The 23,879-nt window shown below is 46.6% G+C and carries 18 protein-coding genes; 15 read left to right on the top strand and 3 right to left on the bottom strand.

Translation table 11 applies throughout. The features are described from left to right. The first annotated feature begins 45 nt into the window (after positions 1-45). The gene (locus BCU12_RS18850) at positions 46-1,875 is read left to right on the top strand and encodes a protein-disulfide reductase DsbD (protein ID WP_102405792.1); all 1,830 of its coding nucleotides are present in this window, start codon (positions 46-48) and stop codon (positions 1,873-1,875) included. A 148-nt stretch (positions 1,876-2,023) separates the two neighbouring features. After that, positions 2,024-2,653, top strand: coding sequence for a response regulator transcription factor (locus BCU12_RS18855; RefSeq protein ID WP_102405793.1), 630 nt, complete (start codon positions 2,024-2,026; stop codon positions 2,651-2,653). A gap of 27 nt (positions 2,654-2,680) precedes the next feature. On the opposite strand, the gene BCU12_RS18860 is transcribed toward BCU12_RS18855, so the two are convergent. Further along, on the bottom strand, positions 2,681-4,411 hold the full coding sequence (locus BCU12_RS18860; RefSeq protein WP_102405794.1) for a potassium/proton antiporter: 1,731 nt from the start codon (positions 4,409-4,411) through the stop codon (positions 2,681-2,683). 346 nt (positions 4,412-4,757) lie between these two features. Between BCU12_RS18860 and BCU12_RS18865 the strand changes: the two genes are divergently transcribed. The 5 genes from BCU12_RS18865 to BCU12_RS18885 all read left to right on the top strand — a co-directional run bounded on the left by BCU12_RS18865 (position 4,758) and on the right by BCU12_RS18885 (position 9,321). Further along, positions 4,758-5,021, top strand: a complete 264-nt coding sequence (locus BCU12_RS18865; RefSeq protein WP_102405795.1) for a DUF4212 domain-containing protein — start codon at positions 4,758-4,760, stop codon at positions 5,019-5,021. Between the two features lie 12 nt (positions 5,022-5,033). Next, positions 5,034-6,761 carry a sodium:solute symporter family protein gene (locus tag BCU12_RS18870; protein WP_102405796.1) on the top strand — a complete coding sequence of 576 codons (1,728 nt, stop codon included), beginning with the start codon at positions 5,034-5,036 and terminating at the stop codon, positions 6,759-6,761. 120 nt (positions 6,762-6,881) lie between these two features. Further along, positions 6,882-7,370 carry a hypothetical protein gene (locus BCU12_RS18875; RefSeq protein WP_102405797.1) on the top strand — a complete coding sequence of 163 codons (489 nt, stop codon included), beginning with the start codon at positions 6,882-6,884 and terminating at the stop codon, positions 7,368-7,370. A 166-nt stretch (positions 7,371-7,536) separates the two neighbouring features. Next, entirely contained in the window at positions 7,537-7,917 is a 381-nt protein-coding gene (locus BCU12_RS18880; protein WP_102405798.1) for a hypothetical protein, read from the top strand. Positions 7,918-7,935: 18 nt separating this feature from the next. After that, on the top strand, positions 7,936-9,321 hold the full coding sequence (locus tag BCU12_RS18885; protein ID WP_102405799.1) for a class II fumarate hydratase: 1,386 nt from the start codon (positions 7,936-7,938) through the stop codon (positions 9,319-9,321). Positions 9,322-9,388: 67 nt separating this feature from the next. Here BCU12_RS18885 and BCU12_RS18890 read toward each other — a convergent pair whose 3' ends face one another. Both BCU12_RS18890 and BCU12_RS18895 read right to left on the bottom strand, forming a co-directional pair. Continuing rightward, positions 9,389-12,820, bottom strand: coding sequence for a hybrid sensor histidine kinase/response regulator (locus tag BCU12_RS18890; RefSeq protein ID WP_102405800.1), 3,432 nt, complete (start codon positions 12,818-12,820; stop codon positions 9,389-9,391). Between the two features lie 99 nt (positions 12,821-12,919). Further along, entirely contained in the window at positions 12,920-14,104 is a 1,185-nt protein-coding gene (locus BCU12_RS18895; protein ID WP_102405801.1) for a 3-phenylpropionate MFS transporter, read from the bottom strand. Positions 14,105-14,316: 212 nt separating this feature from the next. Here BCU12_RS18895 and BCU12_RS18900 point away from each other — a divergent pair, with 212 nt between their 5' ends. From BCU12_RS18900 to dusB, 8 genes are all read left to right on the top strand, one after another. After that, entirely contained in the window at positions 14,317-16,143 is a 1,827-nt protein-coding gene (locus tag BCU12_RS18900) for a DUF294 nucleotidyltransferase-like domain-containing protein (RefSeq protein ID WP_102405802.1), read from the top strand. Positions 16,144-16,200: 57 nt separating this feature from the next. Then, positions 16,201-16,836 carry a 3'-5' exonuclease gene (locus BCU12_RS18905; protein ID WP_102405803.1) on the top strand — a complete coding sequence of 212 codons (636 nt, stop codon included), beginning with the start codon at positions 16,201-16,203 and terminating at the stop codon, positions 16,834-16,836. 203 nt (positions 16,837-17,039) lie between these two features. Further along, on the top strand, positions 17,040-18,992 hold the full coding sequence (gene acs, locus BCU12_RS18910; protein WP_102405804.1) for an acetate--CoA ligase: 1,953 nt from the start codon (positions 17,040-17,042) through the stop codon (positions 18,990-18,992). A gap of 355 nt (positions 18,993-19,347) precedes the next feature. After that, positions 19,348-19,797, top strand: a complete 450-nt coding sequence (gene aroQ / locus BCU12_RS18915; RefSeq protein WP_102405811.1) for a type II 3-dehydroquinate dehydratase — start codon at positions 19,348-19,350, stop codon at positions 19,795-19,797. A gap of 98 nt (positions 19,798-19,895) precedes the next feature. Next, positions 19,896-20,360 carry an acetyl-CoA carboxylase biotin carboxyl carrier protein gene (gene accB, locus BCU12_RS18920; protein WP_102405805.1) on the top strand — a complete coding sequence of 155 codons (465 nt, stop codon included), beginning with the start codon at positions 19,896-19,898 and terminating at the stop codon, positions 20,358-20,360. Positions 20,361-20,375: 15 nt separating this feature from the next. After that, positions 20,376-21,719, top strand: a complete 1,344-nt coding sequence (accC, locus tag BCU12_RS18925; RefSeq protein ID WP_102405806.1) for an acetyl-CoA carboxylase biotin carboxylase subunit — start codon at positions 20,376-20,378, stop codon at positions 21,717-21,719. A gap of 134 nt (positions 21,720-21,853) precedes the next feature. Next, positions 21,854-22,741: a 50S ribosomal protein L11 methyltransferase gene (gene prmA, locus BCU12_RS18930; RefSeq protein WP_102405807.1), complete on the top strand. Its 888-nt coding sequence runs from the start codon at positions 21,854-21,856 to the stop codon at positions 22,739-22,741. A 140-nt stretch (positions 22,742-22,881) separates the two neighbouring features. Next, the gene (dusB, locus tag BCU12_RS18935) at positions 22,882-23,850 is read left to right on the top strand and encodes a tRNA dihydrouridine synthase DusB (protein WP_102405808.1); all 969 of its coding nucleotides are present in this window, start codon (positions 22,882-22,884) and stop codon (positions 23,848-23,850) included. Positions 23,851-23,879 lie beyond the last annotated feature (29 nt).

Consider the following 23,879-nt stretch of genomic DNA (forward strand, 5'->3'; position numbering starts at 1 on the left):
TGATTGAGTTAAGATAACTCATCCTAAAATAAATAGACGGTTCGTATGCGCTTATTTTCTCTTGTTTTCGCTCTCGTTTTTGCGTTCAGTGCTCTGCCTGCTCACGCACTCTTTTCAAACAGTTCGGATTCATTATTCTCCCAGGCAGATAACAATACCTTCGTACCTGTCGACCAAGCGTTCCCGTTCAATTTTTACCAACAAGGCGATCGCCTCTTTCTCGACTGGCAAGTGAAAGACGAGTATTACCTCTATCAAGATCGAATCACCATCAGTGGTGAAAACCTCACCTTGGGCGACATTGAAATGCGCCAAGGCAAGCCTTACGAGGATGAGTTTTTTGGCAAGGTAAACATCTACACAGAACCCTTGCTGATCAATCTATCGCTGAGCGACTACCAAGATAAAGCACGCGTAATTGTCCAATACCAGGGGTGTGCAAAAGCAGGGTTCTGCTACCCGCCAGAGACTCGTGTTATCGACATTGCCCCCTTTGAATTCTCAAGCGAAAACAAGGTGGAATCTACTCCAAAAACACTGGCAAGCAGTGAACCATTAAGCATTGAACCATTGAGCACAGAGGCAAACCCATCTCAAGCGAATCTGCAAACCTCTCAAGACAGTGACCTCGCGAATACGATCGCTGAAAACTGGTGGACGCCTTTACTGTTTCTAGCACTCGGTGTGGGCCTTGCCTTTACGCCTTGTGTCTTGCCTATGTACCCGATCTTAACCAGCATCGTTTTAGGCAGTGGTAAATTGAGCCAAACTCGCGCATTAGGCCTGTCGTTTGTCTATGTGCAGGGAATGGCACTCACTTATACATTACTCGGCTTAGTCGTCGCATCAGCTGGTATGCAATTTCAAGCCGCAATGCAGCACCCTTATGTGTTGATTGGGCTCAGTGCACTGTTTATCGCTCTCGCCGCTTCGATGTTTGGCTTATACAGCCTGCAACTGCCAAATAGCCTACAAACTTGGCTCAATAACCTCAGCAACCAACAAAAGGGTGGCAGCAGTGTTGGCGTATTTGCGATGGGCGCAATCTCCGGCTTGGTGTGTTCACCTTGTACCACCGCACCATTGTCTGGCGCCCTACTCTACGTCGCGCAAAGTGGCGATCTGCTCACTGGCGGGATTGCGTTGTATGCGTTAGCGATGGGGATGGGAATTCCATTAATGCTCGCGGCGGTCTTTGGTAATAAGCTTCTGCCAAAAGCAGGCGCGTGGATGGACGTAGTGAAAACACTGTTTGGTTTTGTGCTCCTTGCTGCGCCAATCTTCCTGTTAGAACGCATATTGCCATCGCTCTGGACGACGATTCTATGGTCACTACTTGGCTTGGTTGCCTTCGGCTGGCTGTATCACCTCAAGAATCGACTTCCATTTGGCGGTTGGAAACAAAGCGCGGTAGGCATCGTCGCGGTTCTTGGTTTATTTGCTTCCGCGCAACCTGCACTCAATTACTACTTTAATCCGAGTCATGAATCTCAGCAAAAGACCGTTGAGTTTATTCAAATCAACAATGTCGCTGAGCTTGAGGCGCAACTCGCTATAGCTAAGCAAAATAACAAACCCGTCATGCTCGACTTCTATGCTGACTGGTGCGTCGCGTGTAAAGAGTTTGAAAAATACACCTTCCACCACCCTGACGTAGAAGCGCAGTTGCAAAACTTCACTTTGCTGCAAGCGGACGTCACAAGAAATAGACCGGAAGACATTGAACTCTTAAAGCACCTCAAAGTACTTGGTTTGCCAACCATTGAGTTTTGGGAAGCAGACGGCGGAAAAGTTGATGCAGCAAGATTAACCGGATTCATGCAAGCCGAACCATTTTTAGAGCATATCAATGCACTGCTCGCGCTAAATGAATAACCTGTAATCAACAAAAGAGTTGGGTGATGATTACCCAACTCTTTCACATTTTAGGAAGAAAAATCAGGCAATAAGCGTGTATTGGTTGTCACGCACGCCCCAAGTGGTAATACTAAAATTAACTTTTTCCTAATAAGTGCATAACTGTATGGAACCAACCTATTCGATAATCATTGCCGATGACCACCCGTTATTCCGTAATGCACTATTTCAATCCGTTCACATGGCCGTTAGTGGCGCAAACCTACTGGAAGCGGACTCTCTAGACGCACTTCTTAGCCTATTGAAAAAGGAAGAAGAACCAGACCTCTTACTGCTTGATCTCAAAATGCCAGGCGCTAATGGCATGTCGGGCTTAATTCACCTTCGTGCAGAGTACCCAGATTTACCGATCGTCGTGGTCTCAGCCAGTGAAGAAGCATCGGTTGTCAGCCAGGTGAAAAGTCACGGTGCCTTTGGGTTCATTCCAAAATCGAGTGATATGCGTGAACTGATCAGTGCGCTTAACCAAGTTCTGAACGGTGACCCATTCTTCCCAGAAGGGCTGATCACCAATAACGCGGCGTGCAGTGATTTAGCTGAGAAAATTGCAGCGCTAACACCGCAACAATATAAGGTGTTAGGCATGCTGTCTGACGGTTTATTGAATAAGCAAATTGCGTATGAATTGAATGTGTCAGAAGCCACCATCAAAGCACATATGACGGCTATCTTCCGAAAATTAGGCGTTAAGAACCGAACTCAAGCGGTTATTCTGCTGCAAGATCAACACAACTAGAAACCAGACTGACCAGAGTGAAGCTGTTTAGGCAGCTTCTTCAGGTAAGCAGAGACCAATTTTAATCACTTCGTGATCCTGCACTTCAGCCACCACCCAATGCAATCCTTCCCAATCAAAGCTATCACCAAGCACTGGATATTGCCCAATCTGCTCTTGCGCTATTTGTTTGAGCGTCATGCTCTGATCTTCTAAAGAAACGGTAATGCCATAAAACGCCACCACGCTTTCGATTGATGTGGTCGCATCCAGAAAGAAGTCTCCATAGAAACGAGCCGTGTCTTCTTGTTCAACTGGCGCTTCACTGAAAAGCTGACTCAGCGCATCAAGGTCCTTATCTTGCCCAAGCACACATAAGGTATCGTTCGCTTCAAGAACGGTACTGCCTGATGGGTGATACAGTGTGTTGTTTCTAAACAAGGCCGTGATTCTCGTTCCCTCAGGCATGCTGAGGCGCTTAAGGGGCTCTCCGATACACCATTTTTCGGCTTTCAGTTTGTAGACAAACATTTCCCACTCACTGGTTGGGAAGATTTCAATGCCACTTCGATAAATTGGGCTTGGCTTAGGTGGCAGGGAAACGTTCGCCATAGAAGCCGCTTTCATTAAGGTTCCACCTTGAACAATCAAAGAGACCATGACCACGAAGAACGCGATATTGAAATAAAGCTGAGCGTTTGGTAGCCCTGCCATCATAGGGAACACCGCGAGAATGATTGGCACAGCGCCTCGCAACCCAACCCAGGAAACAAACCAGCGTTCTTTGGTATTAAAGCTTCTAAAGGGTGCTAGGCCTAACCAAACGGATATTGGGCGCGCAATCAAAATCATGCCGAAAGCCAATGCTAAAGCAGGGAGCATAATGTCAATTAACGTAGACGGTGTGACCAACAAACCCAAAACCAAGAACATCACAATCTGGCTGAGCCACGTCATACCATCAAGGACGCTAAGAATGGAATGACGAGAACAGGTTGGCTTATTGCCAATGAGCAATCCAACAAGATAGATTGTTAAAATTCCGCTCCCGCCCAAAATCGTCGATAGAGCAAAGAGCGCGATACCGCCACTTAGCACCAAGATCGAGTACATACCTTCAGGCAGCAGAATACGATTGACGAGCGACCACAATAACCAGCCACCAGCAAAACCAACCAAGGCTCCTATTCCAAATTGCATGGCAAAACTCGTTGCTAGGAATCCCATTCCCATGTCCATTTCAGGGCTTGATAGGATAGCAATCAGAGTAACCGTCAGAAAAACGGCCATAGGATCATTGGTGCCAGACTCAATCTCTAGGGTTGCACCAACACGCTCATTGAGGCTTTTTCCTTTCAGCAGTGAGAATACGGCAGCCGCATCGGTTGAACCAACAATTGCGCCAACGAGAATCCCTTGCAACAGCGTTAAGTCGAAAAGCCACGACGCCATTAGGCCGGTGATCGTTGCCGTACACGCAACACCGATTGTCGCCAAAGAGAGTGATGGCCAAAAAGCCACCTTAAAGCTCGATACCTTAGTTCGCATACCACCATCGAGGAGAATGATCGCTAGCGCAAGGTTGCTCACTAGGTAAGTGAGCGAGTAGTCATCAAATTTGATACCACCAGGGCCATCTTCACCCGCCATCATTCCAACGAACAAAAAGACCAGGAGAATGGGCACACCAAGTTTTGAAGATGCTCGACTGATAAGCACACTGATCGCAATTAATGTCGCCCCAGTGAGAAACAAGCTATTGATGGTATTTACGTCCAATTCATCCTCCTAAAAAATGCTTTTTCGAATGTTATAATATAACAAAAAACAGCGTTCAATTGTTAAATAGTTATCAGCAACTTACCTCAGTTGACTGATTTTTTCGCGACTTACAACCTCACTGTTCTTTTTATTACACCAGATATGAACTCAAAACCATATCCGTATTAGACCTTTGGCTAAATTAACATCACATTAACATCACACTTCTATTCTCAAACCCTTATTTTTAGGCGTTTTTTACTTTATTGGTCACGACTAAAGTTGAAAAGAATCCTTGCCTTCGCCTTGCTATTGTACAAAGTGAAACATTTCATTAACAACAATACATCGTAAGGAGACGACGATGGCATTTGAAAATAAAGATGACGCCAAAGCGTATTGGGACAAAAACGTCAAAATCATGATCAAACTGATGATCGTATGGTTTGTTGTTTCGTTCGGCTGCGGCATTCTTTTTGTTGATGTTCTAAACCAATTCCAAATAGGTGGTTACAAGCTTGGATTCTGGTTTGCTCAACAAGGGTCAATTTATGCATTTCTAGGGATTATTTTCTACTACGCGTGGAAAATGAGACAGCTTGATCGCGAATTTAACGTAGACGAATAAGGAACACCTCAGATGGACTTGAAAACTATCACCTATCTCGTAGTAGGTGCCACATTTGTGCTCTATATTGGTATTGCCATTTGGGCACGTGCTGGTTCAACGAAAGAGTTTTATGTCGCTGGTGGCGGTGTAAACCCAATTGCAAACGGTATGGCGACCGCTGCTGACTGGATGTCGGCTGCATCATTCATATCAATGGCTGGCTTAATTGCCTTCATGGGTTACGGCGGCTCCGTATTCTTAATGGGTTGGACGGGTGGTTATGTACTCCTTGCCCTACTACTCGCACCTTATCTACGTAAGTTTGGTAAGTTCACGGTACCGGAATTCGTTGGTGAGCGTTTCTACTCGAACACCGCTCGTATCGTAGCCGTAGTATGTCTTATCATTGCTTCCGTCACTTACGTAATCGGTCAAATGAAAGGGGTAGGTGTTGCCTTCGGTCGTTTCCTAGAAGTGGATTATGACACTGGTCTTCTTATCGGTATGTGTATCGTATTTATGTACGCCGTAATGGGTGGCATGAAAGGTATTACGTATACGCAGATTGCTCAATATTGCGTCCTCATTTTAGCTTACACTATTCCTGCAATCTTTATCTCTCTGCAACTAACGGGTCACCCTCTGCCTCAGATTGGTCTCGGGAGTACCATGGTCGGAACCGATGTCTATCTACTCGACCGGCTCGATCAGGTGGTCACCGAACTCGGGTTTACCGAATACACAACTCAAGTTCGTGGCGATACCTTGAACATGTTTGTTTACACAATGTCACTGATGATCGGTACTGCAGGTCTACCTCACGTAATCATTCGTTTCTTCACAGTACCTAAGGTACGTGATGCGCGTACATCAGCAGGTTGGGCGTTATTCTTCATTGCTATCCTATACACGACAGCTCCAGCGGTATCAGCAATGGCGCGTCTAAACCTAATGGAAACCGTGAATCCAAGCGCGGGTGAATACCTGGCTTACGACGAACGTCCTGACTGGTTTAAGAACTGGGAAAAAACAGGTCTGTTAGGCTTTGATGACATAAATGGTGATGGCAACATCAACTACACGTCTAGCGCAGAAACAAACGAGCTAAAAGTAGACCGTGACATCATGGTTCTTGCTAACCCTGAAATTGCAAAACTGCCAAACTGGGTCATCGCTTTGGTTGCGGCAGGTGGTCTAGCAGCGGCACTATCGACGGCAGCGGGCCTATTGTTGGCTATCTCCTCGTCCATATCGCATGACTTAATCAAAGGGGTCATTAACCCGAATATTTCCGAGAAGAAAGAGCTGCTCGCCAGCCGGATATCGATGGCAGTCGCCATTGCCGTCGCGGGGTATTTGGGACTGAATCCGCCTGGATTTGCCGCCGGTACGGTAGCACTAGCCTTTGGTCTAGCCGCTTCCTCAATCTTCCCGGCACTGATGATGGGTATCTTCAGCAAAACCATCAACAAAGAAGGTGCTATCGCAGGTATGATCACGGGTATCAGTATCACTCTGTTCTACGTGTTCCAGCACAAAGGCATCCTATTCGTTGCTGATTGGAAATACTTAGAAAGCTGGGGAAGCAACTGGTTCTTTGGTATTGAACCTAATGCATTTGGTGCAATTGGTGCACTATGTAACTTCATTGTAGCCTTCGCTGTATCTCGTGTAACAGCTGAAACGCCACAAGAAGTGAAAGACTTAGTTGAACACGTACGCGTACCAGCTGGTGCAGGTGATGCGGTTGATCACTAAAATCTAACCTAAACCACAAAAGCCCCTTCGGGGGCTTTTTTAATCTGCTCAATCCTGTACTTTATTTATAATTACAAATAGTTAACCAATTTAAGCGTCTTTAGCTGCAAGGAAGCCTCTATGTTCAAAAACAAGCACCTCGTCGTTGCTATGCTCATCACGCCTGTTCTCTCAATTCTTGCTTACGTTGGCACTGATATGGCATTAAGTGAAAAGCCACACGCTGCGAAAAAAGGCGAAGCCTATAAGCTGCTGAGCAAATCTAACTGCCGTTACACCAGTGGATTATGCGACATGCAGAATGGTGAGTTTAAGGTTCAATTTCGTTCAGAGAGCATTACAGATACTCAACTTCATCTTAGTTTGACTTCAAAGCTCCCACTGCAAGGCATCAAACTTTCACTCGTTGATAATATAGAAGAGACAGGGACACCCGTCAGTATGCAGCCTCTTGATGACAGTGAGCTTAACTGGAGCATTCATCTACCAGCACCTAATTCTGATGAAAGCTGGCTTAGAGTCGCTATTCAATCAGAAGACACCTTATATTATGGTGATACGCAAACCGTATTCGTCACCTACGAGACGTTGCTTGATAAAGCAGAATAGACAACCTAACGCCTAGAAAGCTGTAATCATTGATTGCAGCTTTTTTCTTTCGCGCTCTCTACAAATTTAACCATCTTTTCTTCCCTCCCATTTCTGTTTTAAAAGAGTTGTTTTTATATTTTTAATTGATAATAATTATCATTAGCAATTAAATGGACGAAATCTCATGCAAGAGCAACAACTACTCTACTCACAGTTTTACAAAGCACAGGATCGCTTTTTAGAGCAAAAAGCTCCTTCTGGTTTTGAACCTGACATTATTCAAGACTATATCCATTGGGGAATATCTCTAGCGTCCCATCATGAGGCGAATGCGAATAATGAGAACCTGTTGCTGTGTGAGCTCTATCTTCGTCAGATCTTTTTCCACTTAATCGATGCGATTGAGTCACCACATCGGAGCCTAACCTTTCGTCAGGTTTGCCTAAATTCAATATATTCGCCGCTCTTTAATCTAAAACGACACTACTATCAGCAAGTGGGCGGCAGGCCACGCTTCTCAGCCTTGCAACAAAAACTACAACACGTCCAAGCCCCTTTTGGGTAAAGGACAGAAGGATAGAACATGACCCAGACCTACAGAATTGAAAAAGACAGCATGGGGGAAGTGAACGTCCCACAAGATGCGCTTTACCAGGCACAAACACAGCGCGCAGTGGATAACTTCACCTTTAGTGCACACAAAATGCCCTATCGATTTATCCAAGCACTGGCTTACATAAAACAAGCTGCTGCAGACAGCAACGCTCAGCTAGGGCTACTCGAAGGCGATATCGCGAGCGTTATTAATGAAGCAAGCCAAGAGATCATTGATGGGAAACATACCGATCAGTTTCCAATTGATGTTTTTCAAACGGGATCGGGCACCAGCTCGAATATGAACGCTAACGAGGTCATTGCGACTATTGCTTCACGGATCTTAGGCGGAGATGTCAGCCCAAATGATCACGTCAACATGGGACAAAGCAGTAATGATGTCGTCCCGACAGCGATTCAAGTCAGTGTGACAATAGCAGCACAGTCTCATCTACTGCCCGCCCTTGCGCATCTCACGAAGGTCATCGAGAACAAACAAGCAGAACTCGCTAATGTCGTCAAAACAGGTCGAACGCATTTGATGGATGCTATGCCTGTGACCTTTGCGCAAGAGCTCGGCGGCTGGAAACATCAAATAGAACACGCCAAAGCAGCCATCGAGAATAGCCTAATCTCGGTTAGCGCATTGGCTCAGGGTGGCACCGCAGTTGGAACAGGGATCAACGCCGATCCCCGCTTTGCTAAGAAGTTTGCCGACAACCTATCTCAATCGACCAAGCAATCCTTTACCGCGAGTGACAATTTCTTCTTCAACCTAAGTAGCCAAGACGCGATCGTTTCTCTATCAGGACAATTGAAAACGGCTGCGACCGCGATCATGAAGATCTCAAACGATCTACGTTGGATGAACTCAGGCCCGTTAGCAGGACTGGGTGAGATAGAACTGCAAGCCTTACAACCTGGCTCTTCCATCATGCCGGGCAAGGTTAACCCGGTGATACCAGAAGCGGCGGCAATGGCGGCGGCACAAGTCATCGGTAACGATACAACGATCACCATTGCGGGTCAGTCGGGCAACTTTCAGCTCAATGTGATGCTTCCTGTTATCGCTCATAACATTTTGGAGAGCATAGAGTTACTCGCAAACAGTTCTACGGCTCTAGCCGACAAAGCCATTGCGAGCTTCACCGTGCGACAAGACAACTTAGATCTTGCTCTCTCCAAGAACCCCATTTTAGTGACCGCCCTCAACCCAGTGATTGGCTATTTAAAAGCAGCGGACATTGCCAAGAAAGCCTACAAAGAAGGTTTACCCATTCTTGATGTGGCAGAACGAGAAACGGAGCTTCCTCGCGAAGAGCTTACCCGACTTCTTGATCCTAAGGCATTGACCTTAGGTGGGATTGCCAACTAACCAATCCAGTCACGATGGATTAAGGCCTCACATCGAGGCCTTAATCCTATTAGAGTTTTAATGCTAGCTAGAGCACTCGATTGAGGATTGCACGAAGTTTCAAAGGCTTAACTGGTTTCGGAATAAAGCTAAATCCATTCGATTCAATCCCCTCAAGCATCTCTTCTGTTCTGTCTGCACTGATGATCACACCTTCAAAAGTATTACCTAAGCGCAATCGACATTGCTGCAAGACTTCTAAACCGGTTCGGCCGTTATCGAGCCTGTAGTCAGAAAAGATGACATCGGGCACCCAGCCACCTTCAAGCGATCGCATGCTTTGGACCAAATCTTCTGCGGTTTTAATTTCACACCCCCATCGAGCGAGAAGATTTTCCATGCCGACCAATATCTCAGGCTCATTATCTACACAAAGAACCTTCAAGTGCGACAAATCTGAAACCGGCGTTGACGCTTGGATGATAGGTACGATCTGATCACTCTGAGCTCGGCTCAATGTAATCGAGAAAACACTGCCCTGCTGAGGCCACGAGCGCAATGAAATTTGATGGCCTAAAACATGGGCTATCCCTTTAGATATTGCCAACCCAAGCCCAAGCCCTTGATCAGAACGAATCTGACTTCCTCGAGTAAATTCATCGAAGATCTCTTGCTGCTTGTCTTCGTCAATACCAATACCGTTATCCCAAACATCGATACGTACCTGGCCTCCAACACGGCGAACACCTAGGCAAATCTTGCCATTGGGGCTGTAACGAAATGCATTGGTTAAGAAGTTTTGCACCACTCTCCGAAGCAGTTTCGGGTCAGACTGTACAATCAATGACGACGGAACCATCTTAAACGACAAGTTTTGCTGCTTAGCGAGCGCGCTAAATTCCGCATCTAGATTGGACAGAACATCATTCACAGCAAAGCTATGAATGTTGACCTCTAACTTACCGGACTCTAAGCGAGATATGTCCAGCAAATCTCCGATCAAATCTTCTGCTGCTTCAAGAGCACTTTCGATATGCGTTGACAGCCCTTTGACTTCATTGTCTTTTGCGACTTCAGAAAGCGAGGAAGCAAACAGCCGAGCGGCATTGAGAGGTTGCATCAGATCATGACTCACCGCAGCTAAGAAGCGAGACTTCGATTGAGACTCATGCTCAGAGCGCTGCGTTGCACTCACCAATTGTTTATTCAAACGTTCCAGTTCTTGCGTTCGCTTTAACACTCTCACTTCCAGCGTTTCATTGGCCTCTTTGAGCGCCTGCTCAGCGTCTCTAAATACGGTAATATCGGTAAAGCTCATCACAAACCCGCCGCTTGGCATCGGGTTACCCTGCACCTCAATCACTCGCCCATCAGGGCGGATTCTCGATGAAGTGTGCCGCGTACCTTGCTCTAAGTGCTGAACTCTTCGGCGAACATGACCCTCAGGATCACCAGGACCACAAAGGCCATTTTCGGCATTATGACGAATGACGTCAGCAATCGGTCGCCCGACCTGAATCAGCCCAGCGGGGAATTCAAAAAGTTCTAAGTAACGTTGATTCCATGCCACCAGCCTCAATTGCCTGTCGACGACAGCAATGCCTTGGCCGATATGCTCAATGGCACCTTGCAATAACCCGCGGCTGAAGTCATAGAGCTCAGAGGCCTCATCGACAATCGTTGCGACTTCTTCAAGCTGCATGTTCTTACCCTGCAATGCAGAAGTAAGCACTAACTTAGCAGATGACGCACCGAACACACCCGCAAGAACGCGCTCGGTATGGCGAATCAATGATGAAGGGGCTTGTTGATTGGGCAATAACGTTTCATGCTGTTGGGCCCAGTATTGATTGAACGCACTGCGAACTCGCGTTCGACCCACGAATCGAGAGGCCAGCATCTCAAGCTCAGCGACGGTGACACGGCTTTGATACAGGCTCTGGTTCTCACTCTCTGGCATTGGCGTGCCAATAAACGATGCTGACTGTAAGCGCTCACTTAGGCTTGCTCGGGTCACCATAGAGATCAAGATGTAACACACAGTGTTAGTGACGACACTCAACAGCATCCCCCAATCCGAGCTTTTTATTCCCCAGTCAGCAAGAAGATCAGGCGGGGTAATGATCCAGATGAGGGCGTTATTACTCGCATCACCCGCCAGTATCCCAGTTTGGCTCATAAGCGTGATAAGCCAAATGCTGAAGCCGACGGCCAAACCAACGTAGACCCCCTTTCGGTTTCCTTTGCGCCAGTACATTCCACCGATTAAGGCAGGAGCGAACTGGGTGATCGCAGCAAATGAAAGAAAGCCAATCGCAGATAGAGAATGAATCGTATCAAGCGCCTGATAGAAACCCCACGCCCCGATGAGAAGCAGTAGAATCAATGCTCGACGGATGATCAGCAACAAACCGGAAAAGTGACGATAGTTACGGTCAGTAATTCGCATCCGTCTAAGTAACAACGGCATCACAAGGTCATTAGATACCATAATCGCCAGAGCAATGGTCGAGACAATGACCATACCACTTGCCGCAGACGTGCCACCTAAGAAGGCCAGTAACGCGAGATTATTCGCCCCAACCGACATAGGAACACTGATAACAAACGTGTCTGCTGGGCTACCTGACAATAAGCTTTGCCCTACCCACGCGATAGGTAAGACAAAAATCCCCATCAGTATCAAATAAAGTGGGAACAACCAACGAGCAGTATGAAGGTCTTGGGCACGTTCATTCTCCACCACCATCGTATGGAACTGCCGAGGCAGACAGACAATCGCGACCATGGTCAGCAAGGTATGAATCAGTAAAGTGGGAATATTGGGCGACTGATAAGTTTGCTTCGCCACAGAAATGAGATCGACTTGCTCTTGATTCCACGCCAAGTAAATAATGAAAAAGCCAACGGTCAAGAAAGCCACCAGCTTAATCACAGACTCAAATGCGATCGCCATCATCATGCCGCGGTGGTGCTCGGTATTATCAATATGCCGAGTACCAAACAGCATGGTAAACATGGCTAACGCGCCTACGACAAACCAAGAGACATAACGATCTTGGTAGCCTAAATCACTCGCGAGATTGGGGGCGACAATGTCCAGCCCCATGGTAATCCCACGTAATTGGAGAGCAATGTAGGGCAATATTCCGGCGACGGCGATGAGAGTGACCGCCACAGCAAGACCTTGTGATTTGCCGTAACGAGCCGCAATAAAGTCGGCAATCGAGGTGATGTGTTCACGCTTAGCGGTAAGTACGAGTCGAGCAAGCACGCGCCAACCAAGGGTAAAGACTAATATAGGGGCGACATAAATCGGAAGGAATGACCAAGGGTTACTGCTCGCCTGCCCGACCGTTCCATAGAAAGTCCACGAGGTACAATACACCGCAATCGATAAGCTGTAGATCCAAGGCCGCCACTTCGCAAGCCAATTGGTTTGACGATCGCCATACCATGCAATCAAAAACAAAATGCCGAGATACGCGAGCGACACCGGTATGACTATCCATCCTTGCATTAGAGTTCCTTTCTAATATTTTCTATCCCAACAAAAAACCTCTCCAATTGGAGAGGTTTCATTTAACTAGGGATAACCATTAAGCTCAATCACTTGAAGCTAATTCTGTGCTTTCGCCTCAGCTTTATTCATATCAATCGTCGACGAGCCTTGTGGGTCAACTTTAACGAAGAGAGACAAGAGCCCCATCAACGCCATTGCCCAGAAGACATTTGCTCCCCAGTTATCGTAACCCCAACCACTCAATGTGGTCACAAGCGCAATCACGGCACCCAATGGAATGGCATTGTACAACGCCTGCAGTGCCACCATCTTGTGCTCTTCCTCTTGTTGTATGTACTGAATAGCAGCGATATGAGCGACTGCAAACGTCACACCATGAAGCAATTGAATCATAACGAGTGCGTACAGTTCAGTTGTGGAGGCCGTCATTCCCCAGCGCACCATGACACCGACAGAAGCCGTTAGAAAGAGAGCACGCAGTGTCCACCCAGAAAAGAAGCGCTTACTGAACGCAAATACCATGACCTCGGCAACCACGCCCAAGCTCCACAAGTAACCAATAATATCGGCAGAATATCCCGCACCACGCCAGTGAATCGCGCTAAAGCTGTAGTAGGCGGCGTGACTGCCTTGGATAAGCGCAATAAGCGTAAGAAATTTGATGACCGGCCATTCCCGCAATAGCTCTGAAACCTTGGGGCGCTCAACTGACTGAGTACTTTGGGTCACTGGCATCGTACTGATGCTTCTCATTGAAATAACAAGCGAGAACAGCACCCCAGCCAAGGCCGTATACAGAATCATGTCACTGCCATACAACGACACAAGGTAGCCTACAACGGTCGAGCCACCAATAAAGGCAATCGAACCCCAAAGGCGTGTTCGGCCGTAATCAAGCATTTTTAAGCGTGAGTAGTAGTTCGCTAACGCATCTGACAGCGGAACAATCGGGCCACAACAAAGGTTGAACAATACCGTCGCGAGCGCCATTAACCAGAAACTTCCACCGGTGAAGAAGTGAAAAGCAATAAACAACAGCGCCGCTAAACTTAGCCAGCGAAGAGCAGGCAGCAAATGCTCTGCTTTATGAATTCGAGGTGTGATCACTAGGTTTGCAACACAACGCGTGGCAAAACCAATACCCACCAACACACCAATATCGGTGGCTGAGATACCTTGTTCTTCAAACCAAAGCGCCCAAAACGGTAAATAAACACCGTAGGCAAAGAAAAAACCGAGGAAATACTGAGATATCCAACCATAGGGAGATGGCGTTAGCATCGTGTGCTCCTAAAACATGGCAAAAGTGCAAGCGCGCCTATTATGGGCCTTGATAGCCAGATAAAAAAGGGAAGAATACGTTTTACAGGTTTTCCGCTTTAGCCATGCTTTTTGCATCCTTTTTATCCATTTACATTAGACCAAAGTCGTCTGGAGGTAATGGTGAAATTTGTCACACTGACTATGAGGATATTTACGCTATAGGAAAGGTCATGCCCGATAAATTTAATATGCAGTCTCCACCTTTTGACCGCCTGACGCCAGCGCAGCAACATCAATTGCGCTCCTCGCTCGATGTCGCCTACTACCGTGGCAAAGAAATCGTTCTGCAAGCCAACCAACCTTGTAACCATCTCAATATACTCATCAAAGGGGCAGTTGAAGAGCGTGAAGAAGATAACTCAGAGATCTACGCGCACTACGCCAATGACGACATGTTTGATGTCAGAGCCCTCTTTGAAGGCACTGCGCGTCATCAATATGTAGCGTTAGAAGATACGCTTTCTTACCTGCTTCCAAAAGCCGTCTTTCTCGAACTTTATGAAGCCAATGGACAGTTCGCCGCCTATTTCGATAACAACCTCAAGCGTAGACAAGCGCTCATTGACGCCGCTGAGCAGCAGCAAAATCTTGCAGAATTTATCCTGACTAAAGTCGATAAATCGATCTATCACCCACCCATGTTCCTAAAGCCCAATCAGCCCTTAAATGAAGTGACACAGTTACTCAAAGAGAATGGTGTTGATGCCGCTTTAGTGAAGCTTAACGAAGACGATCCTCGCCTCAACGATTATCCGACGAGTCACCCCTACGGTATCGTGACTCGAACCAATATGTTGCATGCGGTTATGCTCGACAAGCACCCCGTTGACGCCGATGTGGGCACCATCGCAACCTTCCCTGTTTTGCACATCGATGATGGTGACTTCCTATTCAACGCCATGATCACCATGACCCGAAATAAAATGAAGCGTCTGATGGTCTGTGATGGTAAAGAAGCCGTGGGCATGCTCGATATGACCCAAATTCTCAGTGCTTTTTCGACTCATTCTCATGTACTGACGCTCAGTATCGCAAGAGCAACCAGTGTGGAAGAACTCGCGCTCGCGTCAAACAAGCAAAGACAGTTAGTGGAAAGCCTGCTTAAAAATGGCATTCGAACCCGATTCATCATGGAGCTTATATCAGCCGTCAACGAACAAATCATTGAGAAAGCCTTTAGGCTCGTAGTACCACCCGCGCTCCATGATCACTGCTGTCTTATTGTACTCGGATCCGAAGGGCGGGGAGAGCAAATTCTAAAAACCGATCAAGACAATGCACTCATCATCAAAGATGGACTGGAGTGGCACAATTGTCAGAGCGCGATGGACCAACTCACCCATACATTACAGCAACTTGGTTATCCCCTCTGCCCTGGCGGCGTCATGGTTAACAACCCTAAGTGGGTAAAAACGCAGCAGCAATGGAAAGAGACGATCAGTCGCTGGATTCAAGGTGCGAAACCTGAACATGTGATGGATCTGGCCATCTTAGCGGATGCTCACGCAGTGGCAGGCAATCACGATCTCCTTGGGAATGTCAGTGAGCATATGCAAAGCCTGATGAAGAATAAGATGCTCGTGCTGCAAGAATTTACTCGTCCAGCACTTCAGTTCTCCATTCCACTGACGCTATTTGGTAACGTGAAAAAAAATAAAGAAGGGCTTGAGATTAAACAAGGCGGGATTTTCCCTATCGTTCACGGCATCCGAGCCCTTTCTCTGGAATATGGTATCGCAGAAAAGAACACCTTCGATCGGATCGAAGCACTACAAACTCAAAAAATTCTGGAGCCTGAAACCGCGGATAACTTAAGCGAAGCCCTGAAGCTATTTTTCAAGCTTCGCCTCTCACAGCAACTATCCTTACATCATAGCTCTAACCGAATTGAGCTTAAGCAACTTGAACGAACCGAGCGAGATCTACTTCGCCACAGCCTACATGTCGTGAAAAAATTCAAACAGTTCCTAAGCTACCACTACCAAATTAGAGACTAGCGCTAACGAAGAACAGTTAAAAAGTTAAAAAGTTAAAAAGTTAAAAAGAGGCATATGATGAATTGGCTAATGAGGCAATATTGGCACTACCGACTGAAGGGCTCTCCCTATCAATCTCTCTTTTGCACGCCTCAAAAAGGGGAGTTCGTCTCCCTTGATTGTGAGACTACGAGCTTGGACCCTAAACGTGCTGAGCTTGTGACCATCGCCGCAACAAAAATCATCGACAATCGCATCATCACCAGCAAGCCTTTCGAAGTACACTTGCGAGCCCCACAATCGCTGGATTCAGGGTCTGTCACCATACACAAAATCCGACACCAGGACCTGGTAGACGGCATTACTGAAAAACAGGCTTTGATTCAATTATTAGAATTCATAGGCAATCGCCCACTGGTTGGCTACCACATTCGCTATGATAAAAAGATATTGGATCTCGCCTGCCAAAAACACCTTGGTTTTCCCCTTCCTAACCCGCTCATAGAAGTCAGCCAAATCTATCATGATCAACTTGAGCGACATCTACCCAATGCCTATTTCGATCTTAGCCTCAGCGCGATTTGTAAGCATCTCGATCTTCCATTGCAAGGTAAGCATGACGCCCTTCAAGATGCGATTTCTGCCGCACTGGTTTTTGTTCGGCTAACAAAAGGTGATCTGCCTTCACTCTCTACCCCTTACTCACACCGATAAACTCTCGACTGACGTCTCAATTTGTCAACTTAAGTACTTCTAAGCTAAGCAAAAAGCTGCCTCTCATCCTAAAGTCTAATTGTAGAAAAACATAAGGTGGCGGAAAGTGAGAGTCATACAAACTTTCCAATCAAACTCAACCTATCGATAACAAAACGGAAATTTGTTCTGCTAACAACTTTAAAGGCGCAAGGAGAGAAGCAATGAGTGAAGCCCATATTTATCCGGTAAAAGAAAACATCAAAGCAAATACGCATGCGGATAATGACACTTACTTAGCCATGTACCAACAGTCGGTCTCTAACCCTGAAGGCTTTTGGGCTGAACATGGTAAAATCGTTGACTGGATTAAGCCATTCACTCAAGTCAAAAGCACCTCATTTGATACTGGCCATGTCGATATTCGCTGGTTTGAAGACGGCACACTGAACGTATCGGCAAACTGTATCGATCGCCACCTGGCAGACCGTGGTGACGAAGTCGCAATCATATGGGAAGGTGATGATCCTGCCGATGATAAGACACTAACGTTTAATGAACTGCACAAAGAAGTGTGTCTATTCTCCAACGCACTAAAAGAGCAAGGCGTGCGCAAAGGTGATGTGGTTTGTTTATACATGCCAATGGTACCTGAAGCTGCCGTTGCGATGCTGGCTTGTACTCGTATTGGCGCTGTTCACACTGTGGTATTCGGTGGTTTCTCTCCAGAAGCCCTTTCTGGTCGAATCATTGACTCTGACGCTAAAGTCGTGATTACCGCCGATGAAGGGGTACGTGGTGGCCGCGCAGTACCGCTGAAAAAGAATGTGGATGAAGCGCTGACAAATCCAGACGTTAAAAACATTGAAAAAGTCGTTGTCTTTAAACGCACGGGTGGCGACATTGATTGGCACGATCACCGCGACGTTTGGTGGCACGAAGCAACCTCAAAAGTTTCTGCTGATTGCCCACCAGAAGAGATGAAAGCCGAAGATCCCCTATTCATCCTGTACACATCGGGCTCAACGGGTAAACCAAAAGGCGTACTGCACACAACGGGTGGTTACCTTGTCTACGCAACGATGACATTCAAATACGTATTCGATTACCAAGAAGGGGAAACTTTCTGGTGTACAGCCGACGTGGGTTGGATTACGGGTCATACCTACCTTATCTACGGTCCGCTAGCGAACGGTGCAAAAACCATTCTCTTTGAAGGCGTGCCGAATTATCCAAACACGAGCCGCATGAGCGAAGTGGTCGACAAGCATCAAGTTAATATTCTCTATACAGCACCAACTGCGATTCGTGCTCTTATGGCGAAAGGAACCGAAGCAGTAGATGGTACGTCACGATCTAGCCTTCGTGTGATGGGGTCAGTCGGTGAACCCATCAACCCAGAAGCATGGGAGTGGTACTACAAAACCATTGGTAACGAGCAATCACCAATCGTTGATACTTGGTGGCAAACAGAAACCGGTGGTATCTTGATTGCGCCACTACCAGGCGCAACAGACCTAAAACCAGGTTCAGCAACACGCCCATTCTTTGGTGTTCAGCCTGCTCTGGTTGATAATATGGGTAACATCATCGAAGAGACGGCCGCAGAAGGTAACCTTGTCATTCTCGATTCTTGGCCTGGTCAAATGCGTACCGTATATGGCGATCATGAACGATTCGAGCAAACGTACTTCTCAACCTTTAAAGGCATGTACTTCACCAGTGATGGTGCTCGTCGTGACGAAGATGGTTACTACTGGATCACAGGTCGTGTCGATGATGTACTCAACGTGTCGGGTCACCGAATGGGTACAGCAGAAGTTGAATCAGCACTGGTTGCTCACAGCAAAATCGCTGAAGCTGCTATTGTTGGCATTCCTCATGACATCAAAGGGCAAGCTATCTACGCGTACATCACGCTCAACGATGGTGAGTTCCCAAGCGCTGAACTGCATAAAGAAGTCAAAGATTGGGTACGTAAAGAGATAGGCCCAATCGCGACACCAGACGTTCTACACTGGACAGATTCATTACCAAAAACACGCTCAGGCAAAATCATGCGTCGTATACTTCGTAAAATTGCCACCGGTGATACCAGTAACCTAGGTGACACTTCCACTTTGGCTGACCCAAGTGTGGTTGATAAGCTTATTGCCGAAAAAGCTGAACTTGCTTAGGGTATCATTTAGTCTTCGTATTGCATAAAGTCGAGCTATATAAGAGCAAAAAGCAATACGTTTAAAACACACTCGCAATCAAACCGTCACCTATGTGGCGGTTTTTTTATGGGAATAACCTCATAATTTAACATCCCCATACGGGTCGAAATGGGTAATTTTGTTAACTTGGTTACAGATTCCGTCGTTACAACTAGGTGATTAGACCAGTAAATTGCTGCGATTTGCGCTGAATTAGCTATAATCTTGGTCTAATTTCAAAGAACCGTGATTTTTTGACATAAATCGCATACGGATTCTTTGATAATGTGGGAATATTAAGATTCGTCACACGATAATGGAAGATGGCAACACAATGACTGCAAAATCACGCATTCTAGTCCTAAATGGCCCAAACATTAACCTTTTGGGGTTACGAGAACCCGCTCATTACGGCTCTCAAACACTAGCTCAGATCATTGACACGTTAACCCAACAAGCCTCAAACGCTCAGGTTGAGTTACAACATCTACAGTCGAATCGAGAATATGAGCTGCTTGAAACCATTCATGATGCCTTTGGTAAAGTGGATTTTATTATCATAAATCCCGCAGCTTTTACACACACCAGCGTTGCTCTTCGTGATGCCTTACTCGGTGTGAACATCCCATTTATTGAAGTGCATTTATCTAACATACATGCACGAGAACCTTTCCGTCACCACTCATATCTGTCAGATAAGGCTGAAGGTGTGATCTGTGGTTTAGGCGCGCAAGGTTATGAATTCGCTTTGATGGCTGCCATTAAGCACTTGCAATCTAAATAATGACTACGCAATCAAAGTAACAAGATTACTTATACGGTAAACAAACACTCTACAGCTTTCATTGAGCTGTCTTATTCACAAGATAAAGAGAAAGAAAAATGGATATCCGCAAAATCAAAAAGCTAATTGAATTAGTTGAAGAATCTGGCATTGCTGAACTAGAGATCGCTGAAGGTGAAGAATCAGTACGAATCAGTCGCTATGGCGCTGCACCGGCTGCGGCACCAGTTCAATACGCAGCAGCTCCGGTTTCGGCACCTGCTGCTCCAGCTCCAGCGGCGCCTGCTGCTCCAGCGGCATCAGTAGAAGCGGCTCCGGAAGTTGTTTCTGGTCACCAAGTTCTTTCTCCAATGGTGGGTACGTTCTACGGTGCACCAAGCCCAGATGCAAAACCATTCGTTAAAGTGGGTCAGCAAGTCAATGCAGGTGACACGATCTGTATCGTTGAAGCCATGAAGATGATGAACCAGATCGAAGCTGATAAAGCAGGCGTTGTTACCGCTATCCTAGTTGAAGACGGTAACCCTGTTGAGTTCGACCAACCACTCGTTGTTATCGAATAATAGAGGCAGTCTCTCATGTTAGATAAATTAGTCATCGCGAACCGAGGTGAAATTGCACTTCGTATTCTTCGCGCATGTAAAGAGCTAGGCATTAAGACTGTCGCTGTTCACTCAACAGCTGACCGCGATCTTAAGCACGTGCTTCTTGCAGACGAAACAGTATGTATCGGTCCTGCTCGCGGTATCGATAGCTACCTAAATATTCCTCGTATCATCTCAGCCGCTGAAGTGACTGGCGCCGTTGCCATTCACCCAGGTTACGGTTTCTTATCAGAGAATGCCGACTTTGCTGAACAAGTTGAGCGCAGTGGGTTCATCTTTGTCGGCCCTAAAGCGGAAACCATCCGCATCATGGGTGACAAAGTCTCTGCAATTACCTCAATGAAAAAAGCAGGCGTTCCTTGTGTTCCCGGCTCTGACGGCCCACTGGATGATGACGAAGCGAAAAACAAAGCACACGCGAAACGCATTGGTTTCCCAGTAATCATCAAAGCCTCTGGCGGCGGCGGTGGTCGTGGTATGCGTGTTGTACGCAGCGAAGCGGATCTAGTTGAAGCGATCGCCATGACCCGCGCAGAAGCAAAAGCCTGTTTCAACAACGACGTCGTTTACATGGAGAAATTCCTAGAAAACCCACGTCACGTTGAAGTACAAGTCATTGCGGATGGTCAAGGTGGTGCAATTCACCTTGGTGAGCGTGACTGTTCTATGCAGCGTCGTCACCAAAAAGTGGTGGAAGAGGCTCCAGCACCAGGTATTACGGAAGAAATGCGTAAGTACATTGGTGAGCGCTGTACTCGAGCTTGTCTTGAGATCGGCTACCGCGGCGCGGGTACGTTTGAGTTCCTATATGAAAACGGTGAGTTCTACTTCATTGAAATGAACACCCGTATTCAGGTAGAGCACCCTGTGACAGAAATGGTAACAGGCGTCGATCTGATCAAAGAGCAGCTTCGTGTTGCTGCAGGTCAACCGTTGTCTTTCACTCAAGATGATATCAAACTAAGTGGCCATGCCATTGAGTGTCGTATCAATGCGGAAGATCCAGAGCGTTTCCTTCCTTCACCAGGTAAAGTGACACGTTTCCATGCTCCTGGTGGTATGGGTGTACGTTGGGAATCACACATCTACACAGGTTATACAGTGCCTCCTCATTACGACTCTATGATCGGTAAGCTTATTACCTTTGGTGAGAACCGTGATGTGGCGATTGCACGCATGAAAAATGCTCTGAGTGAGATGATCATTGAAGGCATTAAAGTGAACGTGACTCTGCAAGAATCGATCATGAATGACGAAAACTTCCAACACGGTGGTGCGAACATCCACTACCTTGAGAAGAAACTTGGTCTCCAATAAGATTCAGCTCTAAAAGCACAACATTGACTCTAAATGCTCACTTCGGTGAGCATTTTTGTTTTTGCCTATAAAGTCGTCGGATATCTGCTAAACTCAGCGCCAATCTATTTATAACCCTTGTAGAGCACATACCCATGCCTTGGATTCAAATCAAACTCAACGCCACCAATGCCAATGCGGAACAAATTGGTGACATGCTGATGGAAGAAACAGGTGCACTGTCTGTCACCTTCTTAGATGCTCACGACACACCTGTATTTGAGCCTTTGCCTGGTGAAACCCGATTATGGGGTGATACGGACGTTCTTGCTCTGTACGATGCAGAAGCGGACACGTCATTTATTCTCAAGCAAATGAAGCAAAGCGATTTATTAGAAACTGATTTTGCTTACAAAGTGGAGCAGCTCGAGGATAAAGATTGGGTGCGCGAATGGATGGATAACTTCCACCCAATGAAATTTGGTGAGCGACTATGGATTTGTCCAAGCTGGCGTGACGTTCCTGAGCCTGATGCGGTGAATGTGATGCTTGACCCAGGCCTAGCGTTTGGAACCGGTACACACCCGACAACGGCGTTGTGTTTAGAGTGGTTAGAAGGGTTAGCTCTGTCAGGCAAAACCGTCATCGACTTTGGCTGCGGTTCTGGCATTTTAGCCATTGCAGCGATTAAGTTAGGTGCGAAAAAAGTGATTGGTATCGATATCGATCCTCAAGCCCTGCTTGCTTCAAAAGATAATGCCCAGCGCAATGGCGTTGCTGACCAGCTAGAAGTGTTTCTTCCACAGGATCAACCGGAAGATTTATTGGCAGATGTGGTCGTCGCCAACATACTGGCAGGGCCACTTCGTGAGCTCTCTTCAATCATTAAAGACTTAGTAAAACCAGAAGGTGTTCTAGCGATGTCTGGCGTGCTGGACACCCAAGCAGAAGACGTAGCTAACTATTATCGCGACCAATTTCAGCTAGACCCTATCAAAGAGCAGAGCGAATGGTGCCGAATTTCAGGCGCAAAGCACGATTAAATAAGACTTTTCGAGACTAATTGGCTGAATTTAATGCAATTTACACAAACAAATTGTAAATGCTCAAATATTAGTCTTTTCACACAGCAAAAAAATGCGTAAAATGCGCGCCCTTACTGCTGTAATACTGTGAAGACGTTTTGAAAATTGGAAATCATCAACTTAAGAACAATCTAATCGTCGCTCCTATGGCTGGAGTTACGGATAGACCCTTTCGAGAGTTATGTCTTCGCTATGGTGCGGGAATGGCGGTCAGCGAAATGATGTCCTCAAACCCAAAACTATGGAAAACGTCGAAATCAATGCAACGCATGGTACACGAAGGCGAGTCGGGCATTCGTTCTGTACAAATTGCGGGAGCAGATCCACAGCTTATGGCAGAAGCTGCACAATTTAATGTTGAAAACGGTGCGCAAATCATCGATATCAACATGGGTTGTCCAGCTAAGAAAGTAAACAAAAAGCTAGCCGGTTCTGCTTTGCTACAGCGTCCAGAGCTCATTAAAGAGATTCTAACCGCGGTGGTCAATGCAGTAGATGTACCTGTAACACTAAAAACCCGTACTGGCTGGGATACAGAGAATCGTAACTGTGTCCAAATAGCACAATTAGCCGAAGGCTGCGGCATTCAAGCACTGGCGCTCCATGGGAGAACTCGAGCTTGTATGTACAAAGGCGAGGCCGAATATGAACACATTAAAGCAGCAAAACAAGCTGTCTCAATACCCGTCATCGCTAACGGTGATATTGATAGCCCTCAAAAAGCTAAGTTTGTGCTGGAGTACACTGGCGCTGATGCTTTAATGATTGGTCGTCCCGCCCAGGGTCGCCCATGGATTTTTCAGGAAATCCAACACTTTTTGGAAAACGGTACCACTATGCCTGATCTTCCGCATGAGGAAGTGAAAGACATACTGCTTGGCCATGTGGACGCTCTACATGATTTTTATGGAGAGTATTTGGGCCCTCGAATTGCACGTAAGCATGTCGGGTGGTATCTAAAGGAACACGAACAAGCAAGTGAATTTCGCCGTGCCTTCAATGCTATCGAAGCAGCTCCGCTGCAAATTGAAGCATTAGAAGGTTATTTTGATAACGTTGCATCATAATTAATGAGAAGAGTTAGACCGAATATGTT

Source organism: Vibrio sp. 10N.261.55.A7 (genome assembly GCF_002877365.1).
In the GTDB taxonomy this organism is placed as follows: Bacteria; Pseudomonadota; Gammaproteobacteria; order Enterobacterales; family Vibrionaceae; genus Vibrio.

Bases quoted from the DNA above. Each gene is read 5' to 3' on its own strand.
- BCU12_RS18870 (WP_102405796.1), top strand. From the start codon at position 5,034: ATGGACTTGAAAACTATCACCTATCTCGTAGTAGGTGCCACATTTGTG.
- BCU12_RS18880 (WP_102405798.1), top strand. From the start codon at position 7,537: ATGCAAGAGCAACAACTACTCTACTCACAGTTTTACAAAGCACAGGAT.
- accC (WP_102405806.1), top strand. From the start codon at position 20,376: ATGTTAGATAAATTAGTCATCGCGAACCGAGGTGAAATTGCACTTCGT.
- accB (WP_102405805.1), top strand. From the start codon at position 19,896: ATGGATATCCGCAAAATCAAAAAGCTAATTGAATTAGTTGAAGAATCT.
- prmA (WP_102405807.1), top strand. From the start codon at position 21,854: ATGCCTTGGATTCAAATCAAACTCAACGCCACCAATGCCAATGCGGAA.
- acs (WP_102405804.1), top strand. From the start codon at position 17,040: ATGAGTGAAGCCCATATTTATCCGGTAAAAGAAAACATCAAAGCAAAT.
- BCU12_RS18885 (WP_102405799.1), top strand. From the start codon at position 7,936: ATGACCCAGACCTACAGAATTGAAAAAGACAGCATGGGGGAAGTGAAC.
- BCU12_RS18850 (WP_102405792.1), top strand. From the start codon at position 46: ATGCGCTTATTTTCTCTTGTTTTCGCTCTCGTTTTTGCGTTCAGTGCT.
- aroQ (WP_102405811.1), top strand. From the start codon at position 19,348: ATGACTGCAAAATCACGCATTCTAGTCCTAAATGGCCCAAACATTAAC.
- BCU12_RS18905 (WP_102405803.1), top strand. From the start codon at position 16,201: ATGAATTGGCTAATGAGGCAATATTGGCACTACCGACTGAAGGGCTCT.
- BCU12_RS18895 (WP_102405801.1), bottom strand. From the start codon at position 14,104: ATGCTAACGCCATCTCCCTATGGTTGGATATCTCAGTATTTCCTCGGT.
- BCU12_RS18875 (WP_102405797.1), top strand. From the start codon at position 6,882: ATGTTCAAAAACAAGCACCTCGTCGTTGCTATGCTCATCACGCCTGTT.
- BCU12_RS18865 (WP_102405795.1), top strand. From the start codon at position 4,758: ATGGCATTTGAAAATAAAGATGACGCCAAAGCGTATTGGGACAAAAAC.
- BCU12_RS18890 (WP_102405800.1), bottom strand. From the start codon at position 12,820: ATGCAAGGATGGATAGTCATACCGGTGTCGCTCGCGTATCTCGGCATT.
- BCU12_RS18900 (WP_102405802.1), top strand. From the start codon at position 14,317: ATGCCCGATAAATTTAATATGCAGTCTCCACCTTTTGACCGCCTGACG.
- BCU12_RS18855 (WP_102405793.1), top strand. From the start codon at position 2,024: ATGGAACCAACCTATTCGATAATCATTGCCGATGACCACCCGTTATTC.